The organism is Verrucomicrobiota bacterium (assembly GCA_016200005.1).
GTDB lineage: Bacteria > Verrucomicrobiota > Verrucomicrobiia > Limisphaerales > PALSA-1396 > PALSA-1396.
This window is the reverse complement of record JACQFP010000018.1, coordinates 1-21258: the sequence shown is the minus strand read 5'-3', so window position 1 is coordinate 21258 and position 21258 is coordinate 1. Positions and strand designations below refer to the sequence as shown.

Below are 21258 nucleotides of genomic sequence, written 5' to 3'. Positions count from 1 at the left end.
CAGACTATGAGCGAGGCCAAGACTCACGAGTCAACGTTGAAGCAGTTGCTTGATCGCATGACCGCGACCAAGCAACTGTCGTCCATTGATGCGGAGGCTTTGGCCCGACAAAACCTGCCCGGGACGACAACTTTTCAAACCGAGGAGGACGTTCTTCGCTGGCTGGCCAAGGAATATGATCTCGCTTACACCACACTTGAGGATGTCGAACCGGACCGCGAACTCCTCTCCTTGTTTCCGGCACGGATTCTCCTGAAAGAAGAATTGCTTCCCCTGAAACGAGTCAACGGGACGGTTGAAGTCGCCACCAGCCGACTCTTCGCGACGCAAGGATTGGATGCCCTCAAAACGATGACGGGTCTGCACCTTCGGCCTATCCTTGCTTCCAGGGAAGCCATCCAACGCGAGATGAAGAAGCGCCTCGGCGTGGGCGCGGACACGATTGACACGCTCGGAGAGGAAACCTCGTTTCAAGTTGTTGACGACACAGCGGGCGAAGACACCAACATCGACGCCGACGCTGAAGATGCGTCCATCATCCGGTTCGTGAATCAGGTTCTCCGCGACGCAATTGACCTGCGCGCTTCCGACATCCATCTCGAACCCTTCGAGGATGAATTTCAAATCCGTTATCGCGTGGACGGTGTGTTGCAGGAAATTCCCGTTCCCGCCCAGATCAAACGCTTTCAACCCGCCATTGTTTCACGGATCAAGATTCTCAGTCATCTCAACATCGCCGAAAAACGGCTGCCCCAAGATGGCCGCATCAAGATTCGCCTCGATGCCAACGAGGTGGACATTCGCGTTTCCGTGATTCCAATGTTGCATGGCGAGGCCGTCGTGCTGCGTTTGCTGCGACAGAACGCCACGTTGCTCGGCATGGAGGAACTTGGTCTCGACCAACGCGAATTGAAATCGTTCCGCCGCGTGCTGGGTCTGCCGCACGGCATCATCCTCGTCACCGGCCCGACCGGCAGTGGCAAGACCACGACGCTCTACACCGCGTTGAACGAAATCAACGACGCCATCCGCAAGATCATCACCATCGAAGACCCGATTGAGTATCAACTGCGCGGGATCAATCAAATTCAGGTTTCCGAAAAATCCGGGATGACCTTTGCCCGCGGTCTGCGCTCAATTTTGCGTCATGACCCGGACGTGATTCTCGTCGGCGAAATCCGTGACAAAGAGACGGCGCAGATTGCCGTGCAGGCGTCACTCACCGGCCACTTGGTTTTTTCCACGCTGCACACCAACGACGCACCCGGCGCTGTTACACGGCTCGTGGACATGGGCGTCGAACCATATCTCGTCGCGTCGTCACTCGAAGCGGTGCTCGCCCAACGCCTCGTGCGCGTGCTCTGCAAGCATTGCAAGCAGCCGGACATGTCGCCGACCACGCAAGCGATCAAAGCGCAGATCGGCATCACGGACGAAACACCCATCTTCCGAGCAGTCGGCTGTCGCGAATGCCGGAACACCGGCTATCACGGTCGCCATGCGATCTTCGAATGGATGGACATCGACAACGATCTTCGCCAGATGGTGCTGAAGAATTGTTCCGCCGGCGAAATCGCCGATGTCGCTCGCCGGAATGGACTGCGCACCTTGAGTGAAGACGGCTGGCGGCTCGTCCGCGCCGGCATCACGACGCCCGAGGAAGTTTTGCGCGTGACAAAAGATCAGGCGCTGAACTTTGCGCAGTCGGAAACCGAAACCAGCGGCGCCAGACCCGCCAAGAATCCTCATGCCTCTTTTTCAATATAAAGCGCTGCAACTCGACGGCGCGGTCGCGGAAGGCCAGCTCGAAGCGGCGGGCCGGCAGGAAGCCTTCCGGCAGATGGAAGGGCTTGGCTTGCGTCCCATCAATCTCTTGGAAAGAACAAGCGCTGCCACTGAAAACAATTCCAGCTTGCCATCGTCGTTGGGTTCTTTTTCGTTTCGTCTCAAGTCGGAGAAAATTTCCGCGCGGGCGCTGGAGAACTTCACGCGTTTGCTCTCCAGTTTGCTGGCTGCGGGAGTCCCGTTAAGCCGCGCGCTCGTGATTCTTTACAAGGAAGCGTCCACTCCAGCCGCCAAAGCGAAGTGGAAGGAAATTCACGATCTGGTCGTCGATGGGATGTCGCTCGCCGACGCGATGGCCAAATCGCCGGATACGTTTCCACGCGTTTATGTGGCGATGGTGCAGGCAGGCGAGACGGGTGGTTTTCTCGATCTGGTGCTCGCGCAGATCGCCGACTTCCAATCGCGCGAGAAGGAACTGCGCTCGAAAGTCATGACCGCGATGCTTTACCCGACCATCCTGCTGGTGCTCGCGCTGGGCGTCGTGGTGTTCCTGCTCACGTTTTTCATTCCGAAATTTCAGAGCATCTTCTCCAACTTCGGCGCTGCGTTGCCGTTGCTGACCCAGATGATCGTCCAAGTCAGTCACGCCGTGCGGTCTTATGGACTGCTCGTGGCGGTAGGCATCGCCATCATGATCCTGCTCATCCGGAGCTGGTTCATGTCAGAAAAAGGTCGGCGGACGTGGGAAGGGTTGATTCTGCGCGCGCCCATCGTCGGGACGCTGGTCGCGCATTTTGCCATGGCCCGGTTTTGCCGAATGCTCGGCACCCTGCTTGGTGCCGGTGTGCCCCTCGTGCAAGCGCTGAACGTCGCGCGCAAATCCATCGGCAACCAGATTCTGGTGGACGCGGTTTCGCAATCCATCGAGCGCGTGCAGGAAGGCGGCCAGCTCGGCGCGAGCCTCGCCGACTGCCGCGGGCTGTTCCCCGGCTCGGTGCTGGAAATGATTTCCGTCGCGGAAGAGAGCGGCAAGCTCGACGCCGAATTGGTCCGCATCGCAAACGTCACGGAGGGCGATCTCGACCGTGAATTGAAAACCGCCGTCGCATTCGCCGAACCGCTGATGCTCTTTTTCATCGCCGGTTTTATCGGAACGATTTTCATCGGCATGGTCCTCCCCATTTTCACCATGCAAGAGCACATTAAATAAATCCACCATCTGATCGAACTATGAAATGCAACCACTACCTCAAGAATAAAACCACTCGACATCGGTCGCGGGCGTTTACGTTGGTTGAAATGCTCCTAGTGCTTGTGATCCTCGCTACGCTGGCGGCCATTGTTTATCCCAAAATTGCGGGTCGTGGTGAACAGGCGCGCGTCACGGCAGCCCAGACGCAAATCTCCGCGTTCAAGACGGCGCTTGACGCGTTCGAGGTGGACAACGGTTATTACCCCAAGGGCAAGAACGGGCTACTGGACCTGGTGCAAAAGCCCCAAGACGCGCAAAACTGGCACGGGCCCTATCTCGACAAGATCCCGCCAGACCCGTGGGGCCGCGATTACCTTTACGAGTGTCCCGGCAAACACAACCCCAGTTCCTACGACGTGATGTCGGTGGGATTGGATGGCCGGGCAGGAGATGAAGATGACATTACAAACTGGGAAACCAAGCGATGAGATGCGACGCCAACACGCGTTCACGCTCATCGAATTGATTGCGGTCATGGCGCTGCTCATCATCGTTGTGGCCATCGCCGTTCCGCCGCTTGGTAATTTCTTTCGCGGGCGTTCGCTGGATTCCGAAGCGCGCCGGCTGTTGTCGCTCACGCGGCAGGGCCAGAGTCGCGCGGTGTCGGAAGGCGTGCCGATGACACTCTGGATTGATGCGCCACAACGGACCTATGGCCTCGAAGAGGAATCGAGCTACACAGAAGAAGACACCAAAGCCGTGGATTTCACACTCGACAGAGATGTGCGCATTGAGGTCCTCAATACCAACAGCTCCAACAAAATCACCGCCGCGAACACAAGCCGCTCGCTTCCCGACATCACTGCGTCCAGCGGGAAGCACGGCAATCTGCCGGCCATTCATTTTCTGCCGGACGGATTCGTGGATGGGAACAGCCTGCGGGCGGTGGGCCTGTTCGACCGCGACGGCACGACGCTTTGGCTGACGCGATCCACCAATGGCTTGAACTATGAAATTCGCAACCAGATCAACCAGTAGCACAAGCGGCAAGCGCCTAATCAGTCCTTGTAGCCGCCGACGTGAGGAGGCGGAGTTGCGTCGCAAATTCAAGCCGATGAACCACCTCCTCGCGTCGGTGGCTGCGAGTGGGTTCACGCTCGCCGAGGTGCTGGCAGCGCTTTTGTTCATGGCCATTGTCATTCCCGTGGCCGTTCAAGGGCTGCGGGTCGCGAGCCTGGCCGGCGAAGTCGCCGAGCGCAAAGGCGCCGCCGCGCGGATCGCCGAGCGCATCTTGAACGAAAACATCGTGACGACAAATTGGAACACGTCAGTCCAAACCGGCACGGTGGAAGAAGGCGGTCGTCAATTCCGCTGGACGTTGCGCAACGAGCCTTGGAGTCAGGACACGATGCAACTGCTGTCGATCGAAGTGGCCTTTGCCGCCCAGGACAAGGACTGTTCCGTTCGCATGAGCACACTGGTGAGTTCGCCATGATGAAACTGAACCTGAAACTGCTCAGACAGCGTAGCCGTCGACGTGAGGAGGCGGACGGCGAAAGTGTAGCTTCGAGTCCGCCTGCTCGTGTCGGCGGTTACAAGGCAATTGTCTCCCCTGCTTTCACACTGATTGAAGTTCTGTTGGCGGTAGCCATTTCTGCTGTCGTGCTTGCGGCAATCAACACCGTCTTTTTCGGCGCGCTGCACTTGCGCATGACCACCTCCCGCTCGCTCGATGCCTCCCTGCCCCTGGAGCAAGCGCTGACGCTTTTGCGCCGGGACCTGCAGGGCGCGCTGCCGCCGGGGACCAACGGTGACCTGATCGGCGATTTTAAGAGCGGCGATGCGGCCAATGGTTTCGGCATGACTCAGAACGGTGGACTGGAATTCTATACCGCCACCGGAGTCATCAACGACGACGCGCCTTGGGGTGACGTCCAAAGAGTCTTTTACCAATTGAGAGACCCGGCGAACCGGACGGCGTCACCGGGCAAAGACTTGATTCGCGGCGTCACGCGCAATTTGCTGGCCACCGCCATGGAGGAACCCGTCGAGCAGCGGCTGTTGGGCGACGTGGAGAGCCTGGAGTTTGCCTGCTACAACGGTACGGACTGGCGCGATTCGTGGGACACGAGCATGGGAGATTCCGGTTTGCCGCAGGCCGTTCGCGTTCGCATTCTCCTGGCCGCCAACAACACCGGCAACAACCGCAACCGCCAACCGCTTGAAATGCTCGTGCCCCTCGAATCCCAACCGCGCACCAATCAAACCACCGGAGCTGTGCAATGAAGCTTGACCTGCCAATAAACCGTAGCTGGAGTTCAAGCTTTAGCTTGTCCCGCAGCACGCTGAAGCGTGAACTCCACCGCGTCGCGGAAGTGCACAGTTACGATTGCGCCTCGCCGCACCACCAGCGCGGTTCCGTGCTCGTCATCGTTCTCTGGATTGCCTTCGGCTTGGTCGCCATCACGCTCTATTTTGCGAATTCGATGAGTCTTGAACTGCGCGCTTCGGACAACCGCGTGTCGGGCGAAGTGGCCGACCAGGCCATCGCGGGCGCCGCCCGCTACGTGCGTTACGTCCTGTCGAATTGGGGAACCAACGGCCTGGTGCCGGACGTGACCTTGTACGCGCATGCCGCGGTGCCGGTAGGTGACGCGCATTTCTGGTTAATCGGGCGTGACACCAATAATCCGGTCAACGCCGGCGACCTTTTCTACGGCTTGGTGGATGAGGCCTCGAAGCTGAACCTGAACACCGTCACCAGCAACATGCTCATCACCGCGCTCGAAGCCATGCCACAGATCAACCTCGACCTGGCGTCGGCGATCATTGACTGGCGCGACACCAACGGCACCGGCCCGTCCCAGACTTACTACGCCATGCTCCATCCGGCTTATCAATGCAAGAGTTCTCCCTTTGAAACCGTGGACGAGTTGCGCCTGGTGCTCGGCGCGGACATGGCAACGCTTGTCGGCGAAGACGTGAACCGCAATGGGGTCCTGGACCCGAACGAAAACGACGACAACCACAACGGCCTCCCGGACTGCGGCCTGCTCGATTACGTCACCGTTTACAGCCGGGAGCCGGCCACCTACAGCAACGGTGTGCCGCGCATCGACATCCGCGTGGTCACCGGCACCACCGGGCCGCTGGCTTCGCTGTTGCAAGCCACCTTCGGTGCCGGGCGGGCCAGCCAGATCCTCACACAACTTGGTCTCGTCAGCGGCGGTCCGCCGCCGCCACCCGGCGGTGGTCAGGGCGGCGGCCGTCCACCGCAGGTGCCAAGGGCGACATTCACCAGCCCTCTCCAGTTCTATCGCATGAGCCGAATGAAGCCGGAAGAGTTTGCGCTGGTCGCCAACGCCATCACCGTGAGCGCCGAGACGAACTACATTGAAGGCCGGATCAACGTGAACACCGCGCGCGCCGCCGTGCTCGCTTGCCTGCCGGGTTTCACCCTCGACCTGGCGCAACAACTCGTGACCTATCGCCAGGTGAACCCCGACAAGCTGACCTCGATCGCCTGGGTCGTGGACGCACTGGGCCAGAACAACGCCACCACTCTCACGGCGCTTGAAGCCGGCGATTACATCACCACACAAAGCTACCAATTCACCGCCGACGTGGCGGCCCTCGGGCCGTACGGACGCGGTTATCGTCGGACGCGCTTCGTGTTCGACACAAGCGATGGCACGCCGAAAATTATTTATCGCCAGGACCTCAGCCATCTCGGCTGGGCGCTCGGCAAAGAGGTCCGCCAGACCTGGCTGGCCAAGGCAACGCAATGATTGATCTGACTAAATTCAATTTGCTGAAACGCCCGAATCCTTCCGGCCTGTTGGGACTTGGGCTCGACGGCAGCCGGCTCGATGGCGTTGTGCTGCGCCGGACCAACGGTTCATTGCAACTGCAGCAGTCGTTTTCGACGACGCTCTCACTCGATCCACTGACCAACGAGCCGGAACTGGTCGGGCGCGAAATTCGCAATCACCTCGACGCGGCAGAGGTGCGCGAACGCCATTGTATTGTGGGCCTGCCATTGAAGTGGGCGCTCACGGCGCACACCAAACTGCCGGAATTGCCGGAAGCGGACATCGCCAGCTTTTTGCAGATCGAAGCGGAACGCGGATTTCCGTGCGATGTCGCGACGTTGCTACTCGCCACCTCGCACTGCCAATCGGCTTCGGGCGAACGACACGCAACGTTGGTGGGAATCCCACGAAACCACGTCGCGTTGCTCGAGCGGGTACTGCGGGCGGCGCAGTTGAAGCCGGTGAGCTTTTCCCTTGGCCTCACAGCTTTGCAACCGGCGGAAGTTGAAGCCTCGAACGGCATCTTGGCGCTCGTGATCGGTGAGAGCCACGTCGGTTTGCAGGTAACCTGTGGCGGTGGTGTGGCGGCGCTGCGGGCACTCGAAGGCGCTCTCGAAATCGAAGGCGGCCAACGCCGCCTGTACGCGGACCTCGTTGCGCGCGAGGCGCGGATCACCTTGGGACAGTTGCCGGCGGAAATGCGCGACACCGTGCGCCGCGTGCGCATCTTTGGCCCGCGCGACCTGGCCCAGCAACTGGCCGACGAAATTGAACTGCGATTGGAGGCGATGGATCTGGAGGTGGCGGTGGTTTCCAGTTATGCCGCGCGCGAGTTCGGCGTTCAACTGCCGCCGGACGCAACCGTCTCACCCGCGTTCAGTCTGGCCGCGGCGCGGTTGGCCGGTCGGAAGACGCCCTTCGAATTTTTGCCGCCCAGGGTCACAGCCTGGCAGCAGGTCACCGCGCGTTATTCCTCCGGGAAACTTCGCACCGTGGGTGCGGTGGCGGCCGCGGTGTTGTTTATCATCGCGAGCTTGTTTTCGTTCCAACAGGTGCAACTCTGGCGGTTGCGGTCGCAATGGTCCAGGATGCAGGCCAAGGTACACGAACTGGAGTCCATCCAACAACAAATCCACAAGTTCCGTCCGTGGTTCGATGAGTCGCTGCGCAGCATGACGATTCTGAGACAACTCACGTCCGCGTTTCCCGAAGACGGCGTCGTGTCTGCCAAGACGGTGGAAATCCGCGACCCGAATACCGTCACCTGCTCGGGCGTTGCGGGCAACAACCAGGCGCTGCTCAAAACGCTGGAACACCTACGCGCCACAGGCGAAGTTGCCGATCTCAAGGTGGACCGGATCCAGGGCCGGGCGCCGGTGCAATTCACTTTCGATTTCCACTGGGTCGAGGGAGGACGCCATGCAAATTAAGAACCGCGAGCAAATGCTCGCCCTCGTTGCGATTGCCGCCGTCGCGCTTTTCGCAGGCGACAAAGTGATCCGGGCGCCGCTGACGCGCCTTTGGAAGGCGCGCGCCGAACAGATTGTGACCCTGCGCAAACAGGTGGAGGAAGGAAGGAAATTAATCCTTAATCGTGACGTCAGTCTCCACAGCCGTTGGGAACAGATGCGGACCAACACGCTCCCGAACAACACTTCCTTGGCCGAGCAACAGGTCCTCAAGGCCTTCGACACCTGGGCGCAGGAGAGCCGTGTCAGCGTCACTTCCATCTCGCCGCAGTGGAAACGCAACGCCGATGACTTCATGACGCTCGACTGTCGCGTGGAAGCGTCCGGCAATCTCGCGACAGTGAGCCGCTTTCTTTACGACATCGAAAAGGATGCCATGGCCTTGAAGCTGGACTCGGTGGAAATCACCGCGCGCGACAAAGACGGTCAACAGATCTCACTAGGCCTCCAAATCAGCGGACTGGTCCTCAACCCGCCGGAACAAAAACAATGAACGTGACGCGAAAACTTGGTTGGAGTCCAAGCTTCAGCTTGTTCGGAAGCACGCTAAAGCGTGAACTCCAGCGTGCGTGGCTCCTCGCGCTCCTGCTGGTTGCTGGTCCGCTCGCCACCGCCCAGCAAACGAACGCGCCCGCGCGATTGAACTACGAATCTTTCAAGCTCATCACTGACCGGAATATTTTTAATCCGAACCGCACTTCACGATCGCCGGGAATTGTCAGGAGAGAAACGCGACCGGAAGTCCGGGCGGAGTCCTTCGCGCTGGTCGGCACCATGAGTTATGAAAAAGGTCTGTTCGCTTTTTTCGACGGCACCAGCTCCGAATACCGGAAGGTCCTCAAACGAGCCGACACCATCGCGGGTTACAAGGTTGAGGACATTACGCCGAATCACGTCAGGCTCGCATCCGGGACGAATGAGATCGACCTGCCCGTAGGCATGCAGATGCGCCGCGAGGAAGAAGGCGGGTGGCTGCTCAGCGCCCGCACTGAGACACCTGCAGCCGCTCCAAGCCAGACAAACGTCGCGCGTCCAGCTTTACCAACCGCCACCGCCGGCGCAGGGCAGCCTGCGGTTGCCACCGCCGCGGAACCAACGATAGTAGTAATTGATGGACAATCCGAAACCATTGTCACCAATGCAGAACCTCAAACCGCATCGGGTGGCAGTGAAGACGACATACTAACCAAATTGAGGCAGCGACGCGAACAGGAGTTAAATCGATGAAAACTATTCAATTACTCATCTTGCTTGCGGGTCTTTCCACAGGCATCTCCATCATGGCGGCAGAACCTGCGACCGACGCAACCGCCAAAGACAAATCCGCCGCGCCAGCGGCAACTGCTGTGCCAGACGCGGCCAATCCCGCGCTGCCAACTTCCCCGCCGACACAAACGGCAGAACCTGCGCCCGCGGCCACTGCTCCGTCGAACGACACCAATGCAGAGGGCGGGTTAAGGCTGAACTTCCGCGGCGCGCCGTTGGAGACGGTCTTGAACTATCTGAGCGAAGCGGCCGGTTTCATCATCGTGCTGGACACGCAAGTGAAAGGAAAAGTGGATGTCTGGAGCAATCAACCATTGAGCAAGGACGAGGCGGTCAACGTGCTCAATTCGGTCCTGAACAAGAACGGCTACGCGGCCATTCGCAACGACCGGACGCTCACCATCGTGAACAAGGACGAGGCGAAGACGAAAGGCATTCCCGTGGTGAGCGGCGGCGATCCGGAGACCATTCCCAGGACGGATGAGATCGTCACGCAGATCATCCCCGTTCGCTATGTCGAAGCCGCGCAATTGATCAAAGACCTGCAGCCTTTGGTCTCCACGCTGACGACGATGACGGCCAACGAGTCCGGTAATTCCATTGTGATCACCGACACGCGCGCGAACATTCACCGCGTGGCGGAAGTGATCAAAGCGATTGACTCCAGCGCGGAGGACGAGACCCAGGTGCGCGTTTTTCCGTTGAAACACCATGACCCGACGGAAATGGCCAATCTCCTGACCGGGCTGTTTTCTGATCAAGGCAATACTGGCGGCGCACAAAGCCCATTCCGATTCGGCGGCGGTGGTGGAGGCCGGGGCGGTGGCGGCCCTGGCGGCGGTGGCCCCGGGGCATTCTTGGCGCGAATTGCGGCTGCCAGCGGTGGTGCGGGTGCCGGTGGTCAGGCGGATCGGCTTAAGAAGCGGCAGCGCGTCGTGGCAGTAGCGGATGCGCGCACGTCATCCGTCGTGGTCACCGCCGCCAGAGACTTGATGGGGCAGATCGAGACGATGGTTGAGCAACTCGATCACGAATCTCCAAAGGTGTCGAAGGTGAGCGTCATCCATCTCGACAACGCCGATCCGCAACAGGTGCAGCAGGTCTTGCAGGACATGTTCCAGAGCACCACGACGCGCAATCGCAATTCCTCGACCCAGACCAGTCCCTTCCAGACTCGCATTCAGCAGAATCAAAACAACACGGCCACTGGCACCGGGATCGGCACCTCCGGATTCAATAACACGCGCGGCAGATAAACCCCCAACGAAAAGGCAACCATGAACACTCAACTTTTGACGTCGAAACAATACTCGGCGCTACTTCTCGGATTCTGTTTGTGCTCGGCGGCGGAACTTCAGGCGCAGCAAGGCTTCGGCGGCCGCCCCGCCACCAGCACCAGCTCCATCCAACAACAATACAACCCCAGCGGCGCCGTGGGCAATGCCACCATCTCCTACGATCCGGACACACACAACATCACCATCATCGCCGACGAGGACACCACCCGCTACATCTCGGAGGTCGTCACCAACCTTGACCGTCCCCAGCCGCAGGTGCTCATCAAGGTCGTGTTCATGGAAGTCACACATAACGACTCATTGGACATCGGGATTGAAGGCGCATTTGGGAAGCAGGTGGGCAGCACGAACAATCCGCTCAACGTCGTAGCCGCTAATGGGTTCGGCGCTTCGCCGCTGGGCACCGCCTTTCCAACAACCAACTTGAACGCGTTCGGTCAGCAAATTGGAAATTTTGCGCCGGTGCCCCCCGGCGCGGGACTCTACCAAATCCTCGGCACCGACTTTCAAGCAACGTTGCGCGCTATTGCCACGGCCGGCAAAGCGGAGTTGTTATCGCGTCCGTCGGTGCTGGCCCGGAACAATCAGCCGGCGACCATTCTCGTGGGCCAACGGGTCCCCTTGATTAGCGCCGTCAATTTCACCACGTTTGGCAATCAGGTCAACTCTGTTACTTACACGGACGTGGGGATCATTTTGAAAGTGACACCTTACATCACCAGCGATGGCATGGTGCAGATGATTGTCCAGCCCTCTACTTCGTCAATCGATCCGAGTCTTACCATTCCGATTACCACGGGCGTCAATGCCCCGGTGATCGACACGCGCTCCGCGGATACAGTCGTGCTGACCCCCGACGGCCAGACCGTCGTCATCGGCGGCCTGATGCAAAAATCAAAATCCTCCGGCGAGAGCAAGATTCCTTTTCTCGGCGACATTCCGTGGCTGGGAAATCTGTTCAAGCGAAAAACCAGGAGTGGGTCAAAGACCGAGTTACTCATTTTTTTGACGCCGCACGTCATTCAGGCGCCGTCCCAACTGGCTGCCTTGTCTGACAAGGAAAAGAACCACATGTTAACGCCGAAATCGTATTCCGAGCAGGAACTGGATCGGTTTCTCGACAAGGTGCCGGAGAAGAAGCCCGACAAAGACGATTCCAAATAATCTGAGAATTCGCCAAGCCGCCCAAGCATGGAAATCACCCGCCGAAGTTTTCTGGTTTACGGATTGTTGCTGGCCGCCTGGATTCTCGTACTGGGCTGGCAGGTCGCCGAGCACTCGCGCGTGCAAAGGGCAGCACGCGATAAGTTGAGATACAGCGCGATGTACACCTCCAAGACCCTTGAGATAGTGCTAGGCTCCCAACGTCGCTTCGGCGGGGTGATCTCCAAGGAGCGATTGGAATCCGCGCTCGCCGAATTGATCCGGCCCGGCGAATTGAATGGCGTTGCGCTGCTCAACGAGGCGGGCGAGAAGGTTGCCTCCGCCGGCGCGCCCGTCGAGGTCCAACAGAAAGCCGTCGTCCGGCCGGCTGAGTTGTGGGAAGATCAGACCGTGACGCTGATGAACCCAGTAGTCTTGGGTACGAACTTGACCCGCGAACTCGAGGGCACTAATCCTCCAATCATTTTGTCCCGGCAGGACTTTCCCACCAATCGACCGCCGCGGCCACCACCGGAGATGCGGACCAATGAGCTTGGCGAAGTCACCCCGGTTTCCGGTTCTAATTCGCCGCCGACAGCGGGCCGGTCCAGATCGCGCGGGCCGGGCGATGGGCGACCTCGCTTCGGCCGTCCGTTCTGGATGAGCGAAGACGAATACAAGTCCGTCCTCCAGAAACAAGGCGTCCATAGCTTCCTCATCGTGATGTCCACGCAATCCGTCCGCGCCACCCTCCATCAGGACCTCTGGCTGCGCTCGATCATCGCCGTCCTCGCCACGGTCTCCGTCGTCGGCTCGGGCCTGGCCTGGCGCAACCTGGGCAAGTCCTCCGACCTTCAAATCCGCCTTGTGCGCGCCAGCGAATTGAACCTCCACCTCAAGGAACTGAATCTCGCCGCGGCCGGCCTCGCCCACGAAACCCGCAACCCGCTCAACATCGTCCGTGGACTTGCGCAAATGATTTCCAAGCAGGACGACGTCTCGCCGGAGATTCGGAACAAGTCGCGCGAGATTATCGACGAGACTGATCGCGTCACGGCCCAGTTGAATGAGTTCATCAATTACTCGCGACCGCGCGAAGTCCGCCGCTCCGTTCTCACGCTCAGTTCAGTTGTCGGCGAATTGGTCCGCACCTTGAATCACGACTTCGATGAGAAAAACATTTCGTTGGAGGTCAAGGTGGATCAATTCACTATCGAAGCGGATGAACAACTGCTCCGGCAGGCGCTGTTCAATCTGCTGCTCAACGCCATTCAGGCCGTCGCCACGAATGGAGAAATCGAGATCGTCGCCCGCAAGAACAATGCCTCGGACGCGCTCCTTGAAATTCGCGACAACGGTCCAGGCGTTCCCCCCGACCGGCGCAGCGAAATCTTCAAACCTTACTTCACCACCAACGAGAAAGGCACGGGGCTGGGACTGGCGGTCGTCCAGCAAATCGTGCTCGCGCACGGTTGGGAGATCGAATGTCTGCCCAACGAGCCGTGCGGCGCGATCTTCCGCATCACTCACTTGAAACTCGCCGCTTAGACCTGATAGAGTTGAGGACATGCCAACAGTGACCGGCTACTTTGACGCTTCTGTACTCCTTGGCAGGTAAATGATTAAATCGTTCCAATCCCAATGCTGGGCTTCGTTCCAGAACTCGACCAGCAGGCGGGATTGCTTTCCGTAATCCATCTGCGACACGCTGCGGCGAAAAAGGATCACGCCGGCATGGCCCGCGCCTTCCTTGGTCAAGTCCCCCGCGTGCATCGCCATGGTGCGCCGATCAAAGCCGACCAGTATGAGGTTGTGCTCGCGCAACACCGGCAACAGAACGGGATCTTTGGACATACGGTGCTTGCCGCCCAACCAGTCCGCGATGTGGATAACGGGAAACTGCGGCTGAAGGCGAACGCACGCCGCCACAAAATGCCGGGAGAGGTGGCCATCAACCACAAGGCGGATCACTCACTCACCTCCGCCTCCCGCTGCGCGGCGATGTGATGTGGATAAGCTTTCGCGAAAGCCAAGGCACACTTTACGAGGTAATCCGGCCAACCAAAATGATCAGCGGTTTTCGCGACGGACTTCGCCTCGCGATAAACGTCCGACACTTCCCACACCGCCACCCGGGAACCCAGCACGCAGGCTTCTCGGCCTCCGATACCGTCCCGAAAGCCGATTCCCGGAAACTCCTCCTCCAAAGCTTTTTCGCGGAGATACAGAGAAGACAACGCGGCCAGCTTGAGTTTTTTTCGTTTGGCCTGGCGTGCGAGCAACGGCGCAACCTCGTTTTCGATCCGGCACGAATGAAGTGTAGTCGGCATGGTGTCATTGTCGTACACAATGTGGACGACGTCAAGGTTCAACGCACGGGGCCAACTCACTTGAAGCCCATTGACTAAAAATGCTAAGGTCACAGTCATGCCGTCCGATGCTCGCCAGAACAGTCCGAAATCGCCCCGAATCCTGATCGTCGATGACGACGCGGGTCAGCGCAGTCTCCTCGATTCGTTCCTGAGAGGCCAGGGCTTCGAGACCGTCCCCGTTGCTTCCGGGGAACAAGCCTTGGAGATTCTTCGCACCGAAGAAATCAGCATGATGATTTCCGATGTGCGTATGTCCGGCATTTCGGGATTGGAAACATTGCGGCGCGCGCGGCAGGAGCATTCCGTGCTGCCCGTCCTGCTCGTGACGGCGTATGCGGACATCCGCGAAGCCGTGGGCGCCATGCGCGATGGCGCGGTCAATTACCTGGCCAAACCGATTGATCTCGATGAGTTGCTGGCTTCGGTTCAGCAGGCCACCGGCCTCTCGGAATCTGCGCCGCTAAAATTCATTGCCGACAAACAATTGCCCGCTCATGTGATCGCCCGAAGTCCGCTGATGCAGGCGGTGTTTCGCGATGCGTCGCTGGTCGCCGCGTCCGAGAGCCGCATCTTGATCACTGGCGAGAGCGGCGTGGGCAAGGAAGTATTGGCGGATGTCATTCACACGTGGAGTCCGCGTGCCGCCGGCCCGCTGGTGAAGGTCAACTGCGCGGCCATTCCCGAAAACTTGTTGGAGACCGAACTCTTTGGGCACGAGAAAGGCGCATTCACCAGTGCCATCGCCCAACGAATCGGCCGCTTTGAACAGGCCAACGGCGGCAGCATTTTCCTGGACGAGATTGCGGACATGTCCCCGCCGCTCCAGGCGAAACTGCTCCGCGTGACACAAGACGGACGCTTTCAGCGCGTCGGCTCGAACAACGAGACGCAGACCAACGCCCGCATCTTGGCCGCCACGAATCGCAACCTGGAGGAGGAAGTCAAGGCGGGCCGATTTCGCGAAGACCTCTTCTACCGGCTGAATGTCGTGGAGCTTAACGTGCCTGCGCTCCGCGAACGGCCGGAAGACATTGTTCCGCTGGCGAATTCGTTCATCGCGGAATTTACCCAGGGCAAAGCGCGGTTTTCCTCCGCGGTGGCCGATTGTCTGGCGCGCTACGCCTGGCCGGGCAACGTGCGCGAATTGCGCAACGCGATGGAGCGCGCCGCGCTGCTCTCCCGAGGCGAACTCATTTTGCCCGAACACCTGCCCACGCGAGTGCGGGCCACGGTGCAGCCGGGCACAGCGGTTGACGTGGCCGATGCTCAACATCTGGAGGAAATCGAACGGCAGGCCATCTTCCAGGCGCTGCGCAAATGCAATTTCAACCGCACGGAGACGGCGAAAGCCCTTGGCATCAGCCGACGCGCGCTTATCTACAAGCTGCAGCGCTACCGCGAACTGGGACACCAAGTCGATCCGGCGTGAGTGAGGCAAAACCCACGAGCCAAAAGAAGAAAGAAAATCAGTTGACGCGCCCTGCCCTGCTTGCTACTTTCGCCACAGTGAATCGCAATTTGAACATTCGACTGCTGCTACTTAACGCGCTGCTGCTGGGCCGCGCGGCAGTCGGGTTCTGATTTTCATTCACAGGAATTTTCCGAACCCCACTGCCGAATCGGCAGTGGGGTTTTTGTATTTCAGGACTTAATCTTAATCTTCCTCTTAATCTTGCTCGCTCGGTTGCCGGGACTGAGAGCAAGATGAAAATCAAGGGAAAGATTAAGAGTAAGATTAAGAAGAAAGTAGAAAGCCATGTTAAGAGACCCGACGAAAAAATATCGCTCGTTTCCACCGGTGGCGTTGCCTGACCGCCAGTGGCCGAACCGCACTCTCACCCGCGCGCCCATCTGGTGCAGCGTCGATCTGCGCGACGGGAACCAGGCCCTCGCCGTGCCGATGAATGTTTCGCAGAAGCTCGAACTGTTCAACACGCTCGTAAAATGCGGCTTCAGGGAAATCGAGGTCGGCTTCCCGTCCGCGTCGAACACCGAGTTCACGTTCAACCGCCGGCTTATCGAGGAACACCGCGCGCCGGACGACGTGTGGCTTCAAGTGCTCGTGCAGGCGCGCGAGGAGTTGATCGAGCGCACGTTCGAATCGCTCGTGGGCGCAAAGAAAACCATCATCCATCTTTACAATTCGACTTCGCCCGCCCAACGCCGCGTCGTGTTCGGGATGTCGAAAAAGGAAATTGTCCAGGTCGCGGTACGGGGCGCGGAGTTGATCAAGGCGCGTTTGCCGAGGCTCAAGGGCACCGAGGTCGTGCTTCAATATTCGCCGGAAAGTTTCAGCGCCACGGAGGTGGAGTTCGCCAAGGAGATTTCCGAAGCCGTCATGGACGTGTGGCAGCCGACACCGCAACGGAAAATGATTTTGAATCTGCCGGACACAGTCGAGGTAGCAATGCCTAATGTGTATGCCGATCAGATCGAATGGATTTGCCGTAACATCAAGAACCGCGATTCGCTCATCATCAGTTTGCACACGCACAACGACCGTTGCACCGGCACCGCCGCGACCGAGCTTGGTTTGCTCGCCGGCGCGGACCGTGTCGAGGGCACGCTCTTTGGCAACGGCGAACGCACCGGCAACCTCGACATCGTCACCGTCGCGCTGAATCTCCACATGCACGGCATTGATCCGAAGCTGGATTTCACCGATCTCGGCTCGATCATCGAGGTCTATGAACGTTGCACCGGCATGACGATTCCGCCACGCCAACCTTATGCCGGCGAACTGGTCTTCACCGCGTTCAGCGGCTCGCATCAGGACGCCATCCGCAAAGGTCTGAACGAATGGAAAAGCGGCGCGCGCGAATTCTGGGACGTGCCTTATCTCACACTTGACCCAAACGACATTGGCCGCGAATACCGCGAAGTCATCCGCGTCAACAGCCAGTCCGGAAAAGGAGGCGTGGCGTATTTGCTGGAAAGTGAATTCGGCATCGAACTGCCCAAGGAAATGCAGCCGGGCCGTTGGCCGCACTCGTGCACGGCTTCGGTAACGTCGGCGTGCCGCGTTTTGAAATCGCGAATTACAGCGAGCACGCGTTGAGCGCGGGCGAAGAAGCCAGCGCCATCGCTTACATTCAAGTCAAGCACGGCGACGGTCGCACCCGCTGGGGCGCGGGCGTGGACACCAACATCGAGCTTGCCTCCGTGCGCGCCGTGCTCAGCGCGCTGAACCGGTCGTGAGCAGATTGAACCAGGACTCTTGGGCTATCCGGCAACAAACGCGTCACAATTCAGGAACAAGCTGGAAGACTTTTTGACCAAAGCTGAGAAACATGAACCGAGCGAATCATGAACTGTCATTGCCGGGCGAAGCGCTTGTCGAACAAGGTCTCGCCGATCTTTTGCAGGGTCGGATCACCGATCACTCGCTGCTGGTTCTCATCGCCGCCCCGCGACTGAAACGGCTGGGAATTGAAATACCGGACCAAACTCTTCCGCAGCCCTACGAACACGAACTCTACGCGCGTCTCGCGGAACGACTCGGCGACGCAGCCCACTCGCATTACAACAGTCTGATTCGGCGCATCGTCAGTTATGTGCGCGCCTTGGAGCAGGAACAGAGTCGGAAATAGTTGCCCTGCGGTCCTGATCCTCTACGGCGGAAGAATGCAGTTGCGCTGGTATCGAGATTCGCCTAGTTAACCATGCAAATCATGAATCTCTTTTGTCGCTTTTCACTCGCGTTTCTGTTGTGTCTTTTGGTTTGTCCCATTTCGTCGCGGGCGAGTGACTGGCCACAATGGCGCGGACCGGAACGCGACGGACATATTCCCGCCGGCACTCCTGTCCCGACAACGCTCGCGAGCGAGCCGAAAGTTTTGTGGCGATTGAACATCGGCGGCGGCTTTTCTTCACCGGTGATTCAAAGCGGCAAGCTGGTTTATCTCGACGCACAAGAAGGACAGGAGGTCGCTCATTTGATCGATGCCAAAACCGGCAAGGAATTCTGGCGCGTTCCGTTTAGCGACATGTATGGCGATGAATGGGGCGTCGGGCCGCGCAGCACGCCGATCATGGACGGCGACCGCGTCTATGTGCAGTCGTGCAGAGGCGAGTTCCGCTGTCTGAATCTGGCCGATGGAAAAGTCTTATGGGGTACAAGTTTCACGAAGGATTTCGGCATCGTGTTCGTCGGCAGCAAAGTGTTGGAAGGCACTGCCCGCCGTCGCGGCAACAACGGTTCGGGCGTCGTGGATGGCGACCGGATTTATGTTCCCGTCGGCTGCACCGACGGGGCGACGATTGTTTGTTACAACAAGCGAACGGGGGCGATGCTTTGGAAATCCCAAAATGACGAGGCCGCCTTTTCCTCACTGATGGTGGCGACACTTGCCGGGGTGAAGCACGTCGTCATGCTCGATGATGAGGCGCTCATCGGAGTAAATGCCGACAACGGAAAACTCCTCTGGCGATTGCCTTTGGAGACTTACGCCAAGCGCCACGTCGCCACGCCTGTCATCTTCGGCGAGACGGTCATGGTCAATTCGCACACGTTTGGACTCCTCTGTTTCAAAATCATCAAGGAAGGCGACAAGATAAAGGCCGTCGAGAAGTGGGCGAACGAAGATTTGAAGATCAACATCGCCACGCCGGTGGTCGTCGGCAATTACGTTTACAGTCATGGCCCACGAAAAGATTTCGTCTGTGCCGACGCTCTTACGGGAAAACTCCTGTGGTTGCACGGTGGCTTCGGTGAAAATTATTCCTCGATTATTGTGCTCGGCAAGAATCTGCTGGTGTTAACGGATCTTGGTGAACTGATTTTGATTGCAGGCGATCCGGCCAAATACACCGAACTGGGCCGAACGCACGTATGCGGCAAAACCTGGAGCCATCCCGCCTTCGCCGATGGCAAGCTATACGTGCGGGAAGGATTACGCGAGGCTTGGAAGCTTACCTCTTTCGACTTGATACCTTGATCGCAGAGGCGGATCACCACATCGTAGTTCGACGCTCCATAACAATCTCACCGAATCCACCCCGCCTGCGCCGCCGCGAGTCGGGCAGCGCCGATCAGGGCCGTCTTGTCATTCAAAATGACGCGCACCGGCATGGCTTCCATCAACTCTCTCATCCGTCCGGCGGCACAGAATGCCTTCATAAAATTTCCGTCCATCAGTTTGTTGATGATCTTGGGCGCGATGCCGCCACCGACATACAGGCCGCCGATGGACATGATTTTAAGCGCGAGGTTGCTGGCTTCCGTGCCGTAGTAAGTCACGAACAAGTCCAAGACCTGAACGCACAGTTCGCATTTACCCTCGAGGCCGGCGTGAGTAATGACGGACGGTGAATCGCCATTCTTAAGCTCCGCCGTCAACCACGCCGGTTCTTCACCGCGTCCGGTGTCGCGCAGGAATTTATAAATGTTGAACGCGCCTGGCCCAGAAAGGACACGCTCCCAACTGACGCGACCGAACTGCGCGCGCAGATGACGAAACAGTTCCACGTCCAGATCAGTGCGCGGCGCGAAGTCGCTGTGGCCACCTTCGCAAGCCAGCGGAAGATGACGATGCCCGTCCCAGAACAGTCCGGCCTCACCCAGTCCTGTGCCAGCGGAAATGATGGCCGCGTTGCCTTTCGCTTCCGGATCGCCTTGGTTCAACGTGACGAAATCCTTCGGCGAAAGTCCGGCGATGCCGTAAGCGTTCGCCTCCAGATCATTGACCAACCACGCGTGCTTTAGCCTCAACTCGTGCGTCAGCACACGGACATCAACCACCCACGGCAGGTTGGTCAACTGCGCGCGACCCTTTTTCACCGGCCCGGCGATGCCGAAACAGGCGTAATCCACCTTGAGATTGTGAGTCGCAAGAAATTCGCGGACAATTTCCTCGAGGCTGGCGTGTTGCCGGCTGGGGTACGTGCCCGCGACAGTTTGCGTGACCTGTTGCCCCGCGACTTCAAAAAAGGCCAGATTCACCTTCGTGCCGCCGATGTCACCCGCTAAAATCATGGGAATTTGCCATTGCCTTTCCGCAGTCGGCGTGGGAGCAGCAACGCAAACAGAATATGGCGAATCATGGCGGAAAGCTAAGCAGGTTGGGCTTCGACCGACAAGCTGTTTGCCATCCGGTGCGAATGCAAACCAATTAGAAGCGTTGTGCAAGGACTGTAGCGCCGTAGGCGCGACCTATTTATAGCGTTTCATGTCCCCATCGAAACAATGACTACAAATATGCCGCGCCTACGGCGCTTGAGGATTCGCGGCGACGTTCAACAGCCGGGCGGACATTGGAAATTCACACGGGCTTTATTGACTAGGGTTGCGGTGATAAACACGTCATGAAAAAAACCAGTTGACACGACTTTCCAACTGTCCTATTGTCCTATGACAATAACACACGACATGCTGCTGCAGATCAATTATAAGTCCGGCAAGCCAGTGTATCTCCAAGTCGTGGACCAGATTCGGGCGGCCGCGGCTTCCGGCCACTTGCAAACGGGTGAGCCGCTGCCGGCCATCCGTCCCCTCGCCGAAGAGTTGCGCGTGAACCGGAACACCATCGCCAAAGCCTACACGGAGCTGGAGAGCCAGGGCGTCATCGAAACGTTGCCGGGCAAAGGTTGTTTTCTCAAAGCGAACAATTCCCCGCTCAAGAAGGACGTTCGCCGCAAGCTCTTGATCGAGGAGATCGACCAGGCCGTCGTGCAAGCGCATCACTTTCAAATGCCGCGCGGCGAGTTTATCGAACTGGTCCGCGAACGCCTCGATGCGCTCGAAGAGAAGAAACGAGTCAACGACACTCAAAAATCCAACTGAAGGTTTTTTATGATCGCAACATCACCCGTAATCGAAATCAAGAACCTCACACGAAGCTACGGAAAACTCGACGCTGTGAACGGACTCAGCCTGGTCGTGAAGCCGGGCCGCTGCTACGGCTTCTTCGGGCGCAACGGCGC

Annotated in this window: 21 protein-coding genes and 1 pseudogene; 19 read left to right on the top strand and 3 right to left on the bottom strand. The window is 58.7% G+C overall.

Annotation, left to right across the window (positions count from 1 at the left end):
- Window positions 1–36 precede the first annotated feature (36 nt).
- The 13 genes from HY298_05640 (at window position 37) to HY298_05580 (ending at window position 13513) form a co-directional block, all read left to right on the top strand.
- Window positions 37–1767 carry a type II/IV secretion system protein gene (locus HY298_05640; protein ID MBI3849758.1) on the top strand — a complete coding sequence of 577 codons (1731 nt, stop codon included), beginning with the start codon at window positions 37–39 and terminating at the stop codon, window positions 1765–1767.
- On the top strand, window positions 1748–2995 hold the full coding sequence (locus tag HY298_05635; protein MBI3849757.1) for a type II secretion system F family protein: 1248 nt from the start codon (window positions 1748–1750) through the stop codon (window positions 2993–2995). The genes HY298_05640 and HY298_05635 overlap by 20 nt, the downstream gene beginning before the upstream one ends.
- Before the next feature lie 20 nt (window positions 2996–3015).
- Entirely contained in the window at window positions 3016–3465 is a 450-nt protein-coding gene (gspG, locus tag HY298_05630) for a type II secretion system major pseudopilin GspG (GenBank protein ID MBI3849756.1), read from the top strand.
- Between the two features lies 1 nt (window position 3466).
- A complete protein-coding gene (locus HY298_05625; protein MBI3849755.1) occupies window positions 3467–4015 on the top strand; it encodes a prepilin-type N-terminal cleavage/methylation domain-containing protein in 549 nt (182 codons plus the stop codon).
- A gap of 76 nt (window positions 4016–4091) precedes the next feature.
- Window positions 4092–4472 carry a type II secretion system protein gene (locus HY298_05620; protein ID MBI3849754.1) on the top strand — a complete coding sequence of 127 codons (381 nt, stop codon included), beginning with the start codon at window positions 4092–4094 and terminating at the stop codon, window positions 4470–4472.
- On the top strand, window positions 4469–5263 hold the full coding sequence (locus HY298_05615; GenBank protein MBI3849753.1) for a prepilin-type N-terminal cleavage/methylation domain-containing protein: 795 nt from the start codon (window positions 4469–4471) through the stop codon (window positions 5261–5263). The genes HY298_05620 and HY298_05615 overlap by 4 nt, the downstream gene beginning before the upstream one ends.
- Window positions 5260–6765 (top strand): general secretion pathway protein GspK, encoded by a 1506-nt coding sequence (locus HY298_05610; GenBank protein MBI3849752.1) that lies wholly within the window; start codon window positions 5260–5262, stop codon window positions 6763–6765. Before HY298_05615 ends, HY298_05610 begins: the two co-directional genes overlap by 4 nt.
- The gene (locus HY298_05605) at window positions 6762–8219 is read left to right on the top strand and encodes a hypothetical protein (GenBank protein MBI3849751.1); all 1458 of its coding nucleotides are present in this window, start codon (window positions 6762–6764) and stop codon (window positions 8217–8219) included. The genes HY298_05610 and HY298_05605 overlap by 4 nt, the downstream gene beginning before the upstream one ends.
- A complete protein-coding gene (locus HY298_05600) occupies window positions 8209–8751 on the top strand; it encodes a hypothetical protein (protein ID MBI3849750.1) in 543 nt (180 codons plus the stop codon). Before HY298_05605 ends, HY298_05600 begins: the two co-directional genes overlap by 11 nt.
- Window positions 8748–9485 carry a hypothetical protein gene (locus tag HY298_05595; protein MBI3849749.1) on the top strand — a complete coding sequence of 246 codons (738 nt, stop codon included), beginning with the start codon at window positions 8748–8750 and terminating at the stop codon, window positions 9483–9485. Before HY298_05600 ends, HY298_05595 begins: the two co-directional genes overlap by 4 nt.
- On the top strand, window positions 9482–10780 hold the full coding sequence (locus HY298_05590) for a hypothetical protein (protein ID MBI3849748.1): 1299 nt from the start codon (window positions 9482–9484) through the stop codon (window positions 10778–10780). The genes HY298_05595 and HY298_05590 overlap by 4 nt, the downstream gene beginning before the upstream one ends.
- Before the next feature lie 21 nt (window positions 10781–10801).
- Window positions 10802–11986 (top strand): type II secretion system protein GspD, encoded by a 1185-nt coding sequence (locus HY298_05585; protein MBI3849747.1) that lies wholly within the window; start codon window positions 10802–10804, stop codon window positions 11984–11986.
- A gap of 27 nt (window positions 11987–12013) precedes the next feature.
- Window positions 12014–13513, top strand: coding sequence for an ATP-binding protein (locus HY298_05580; GenBank protein MBI3849746.1), 1500 nt, complete (start codon window positions 12014–12016; stop codon window positions 13511–13513).
- A 36-nt stretch (window positions 13514–13549) separates the two neighbouring features.
- Here the strand turns inward: HY298_05580 and HY298_05575 are convergent, their stop codons facing one another.
- Together HY298_05575 and HY298_05570 are read right to left on the bottom strand one after the other, a co-directional pair.
- Window positions 13550–13936: a hypothetical protein gene (locus HY298_05575; GenBank protein MBI3849745.1), complete on the bottom strand. Its 387-nt coding sequence runs from the start codon at window positions 13934–13936 to the stop codon at window positions 13550–13552.
- Entirely contained in the window at window positions 13933–14295 is a 363-nt protein-coding gene (locus HY298_05570; GenBank protein MBI3849744.1) for a hypothetical protein, read from the bottom strand. The genes HY298_05575 and HY298_05570 overlap by 4 nt, the downstream gene beginning before the upstream one ends.
- Window positions 14296–14392: 97 nt before the next feature.
- On the opposite strand from HY298_05570, the gene HY298_05565 reads away from it, so the two are divergent.
- From HY298_05565 to HY298_05550, 4 genes and pseudogenes are all read left to right on the top strand, one after another.
- Window positions 14393–15766: a sigma-54-dependent Fis family transcriptional regulator gene (locus tag HY298_05565; protein ID MBI3849743.1), complete on the top strand. Its 1374-nt coding sequence runs from the start codon at window positions 14393–14395 to the stop codon at window positions 15764–15766.
- A gap of 327 nt (window positions 15767–16093) precedes the next feature.
- Window positions 16094–17535, top strand: a pseudogene (locus HY298_05560) (2-isopropylmalate synthase).
- 92 nt (window positions 17536–17627) lie between these two features.
- Entirely contained in the window at window positions 17628–17927 is a 300-nt protein-coding gene (locus HY298_05555) for a hypothetical protein (protein MBI3849742.1), read from the top strand.
- 81 nt (window positions 17928–18008) lie between these two features.
- The gene (locus HY298_05550) at window positions 18009–19274 is read left to right on the top strand and encodes a PQQ-binding-like beta-propeller repeat protein (protein ID MBI3849741.1); all 1266 of its coding nucleotides are present in this window, start codon (window positions 18009–18011) and stop codon (window positions 19272–19274) included.
- A gap of 47 nt (window positions 19275–19321) precedes the next feature.
- Here the strand turns inward: HY298_05550 and glk are convergent, their stop codons facing one another.
- Entirely contained in the window at window positions 19322–20311 is a 990-nt protein-coding gene (gene glk, locus HY298_05545; protein MBI3849740.1) for a glucokinase, read from the bottom strand.
- A 375-nt stretch (window positions 20312–20686) separates the two neighbouring features.
- Here glk and HY298_05540 point away from each other — a divergent pair, with 375 nt between their 5' ends.
- A complete protein-coding gene (locus tag HY298_05540) occupies window positions 20687–21118 on the top strand; it encodes a GntR family transcriptional regulator (GenBank protein MBI3849739.1) in 432 nt (143 codons plus the stop codon).
- 9 nt (window positions 21119–21127) lie between these two features.
- Window positions 21128–21258 (top strand): ABC transporter ATP-binding protein (locus HY298_05535; protein MBI3849738.1); only part of this gene is annotated, 131 nt, incomplete at its 3' end.

Coding starts and splice junctions, on each gene's coding strand:
- HY298_05635 (MBI3849757.1), top strand. CDS start 1,748: ATGCCTCTTTTTCAATATAAAGCGCTGCAACTCGACGGCGCGGTCGCG.
- gspG (MBI3849756.1), top strand. CDS start 3,016: ATGAAATGCAACCACTACCTCAAGAATAAAACCACTCGACATCGGTCG.
- HY298_05625 (MBI3849755.1), top strand. CDS start 3,467: ATGCGACGCCAACACGCGTTCACGCTCATCGAATTGATTGCGGTCATG.
- HY298_05620 (MBI3849754.1), top strand. CDS start 4,092: ATGAACCACCTCCTCGCGTCGGTGGCTGCGAGTGGGTTCACGCTCGCC.
- HY298_05615 (MBI3849753.1), top strand. CDS start 4,469: ATGATGAAACTGAACCTGAAACTGCTCAGACAGCGTAGCCGTCGACGT.
- HY298_05610 (MBI3849752.1), top strand. CDS start 5,260: ATGAAGCTTGACCTGCCAATAAACCGTAGCTGGAGTTCAAGCTTTAGC.
- HY298_05605 (MBI3849751.1), top strand. CDS start 6,762: ATGATTGATCTGACTAAATTCAATTTGCTGAAACGCCCGAATCCTTCC.
- HY298_05600 (MBI3849750.1), top strand. CDS start 8,209: ATGCAAATTAAGAACCGCGAGCAAATGCTCGCCCTCGTTGCGATTGCC.
- HY298_05595 (MBI3849749.1), top strand. CDS start 8,748: ATGAACGTGACGCGAAAACTTGGTTGGAGTCCAAGCTTCAGCTTGTTC.
- HY298_05590 (MBI3849748.1), top strand. CDS start 9,482: ATGAAAACTATTCAATTACTCATCTTGCTTGCGGGTCTTTCCACAGGC.
- HY298_05585 (MBI3849747.1), top strand. CDS start 10,802: ATGAACACTCAACTTTTGACGTCGAAACAATACTCGGCGCTACTTCTC.
- HY298_05580 (MBI3849746.1), top strand. CDS start 12,014: ATGGAAATCACCCGCCGAAGTTTTCTGGTTTACGGATTGTTGCTGGCC.
- HY298_05570 (MBI3849744.1), bottom strand. CDS start 14,295: ATGCCGACTACACTTCATTCGTGCCGGATCGAAAACGAGGTTGCGCCG.
- HY298_05565 (MBI3849743.1), top strand. CDS start 14,393: ATGCCGTCCGATGCTCGCCAGAACAGTCCGAAATCGCCCCGAATCCTG.
- HY298_05555 (MBI3849742.1), top strand. CDS start 17,628: ATGAACCGAGCGAATCATGAACTGTCATTGCCGGGCGAAGCGCTTGTC.
- HY298_05550 (MBI3849741.1), top strand. CDS start 18,009: ATGAATCTCTTTTGTCGCTTTTCACTCGCGTTTCTGTTGTGTCTTTTG.
- glk (MBI3849740.1), bottom strand. CDS start 20,311: ATGATTTTAGCGGGTGACATCGGCGGCACGAAGGTGAATCTGGCCTTT.
- HY298_05540 (MBI3849739.1), top strand. CDS start 20,687: ATGACAATAACACACGACATGCTGCTGCAGATCAATTATAAGTCCGGC.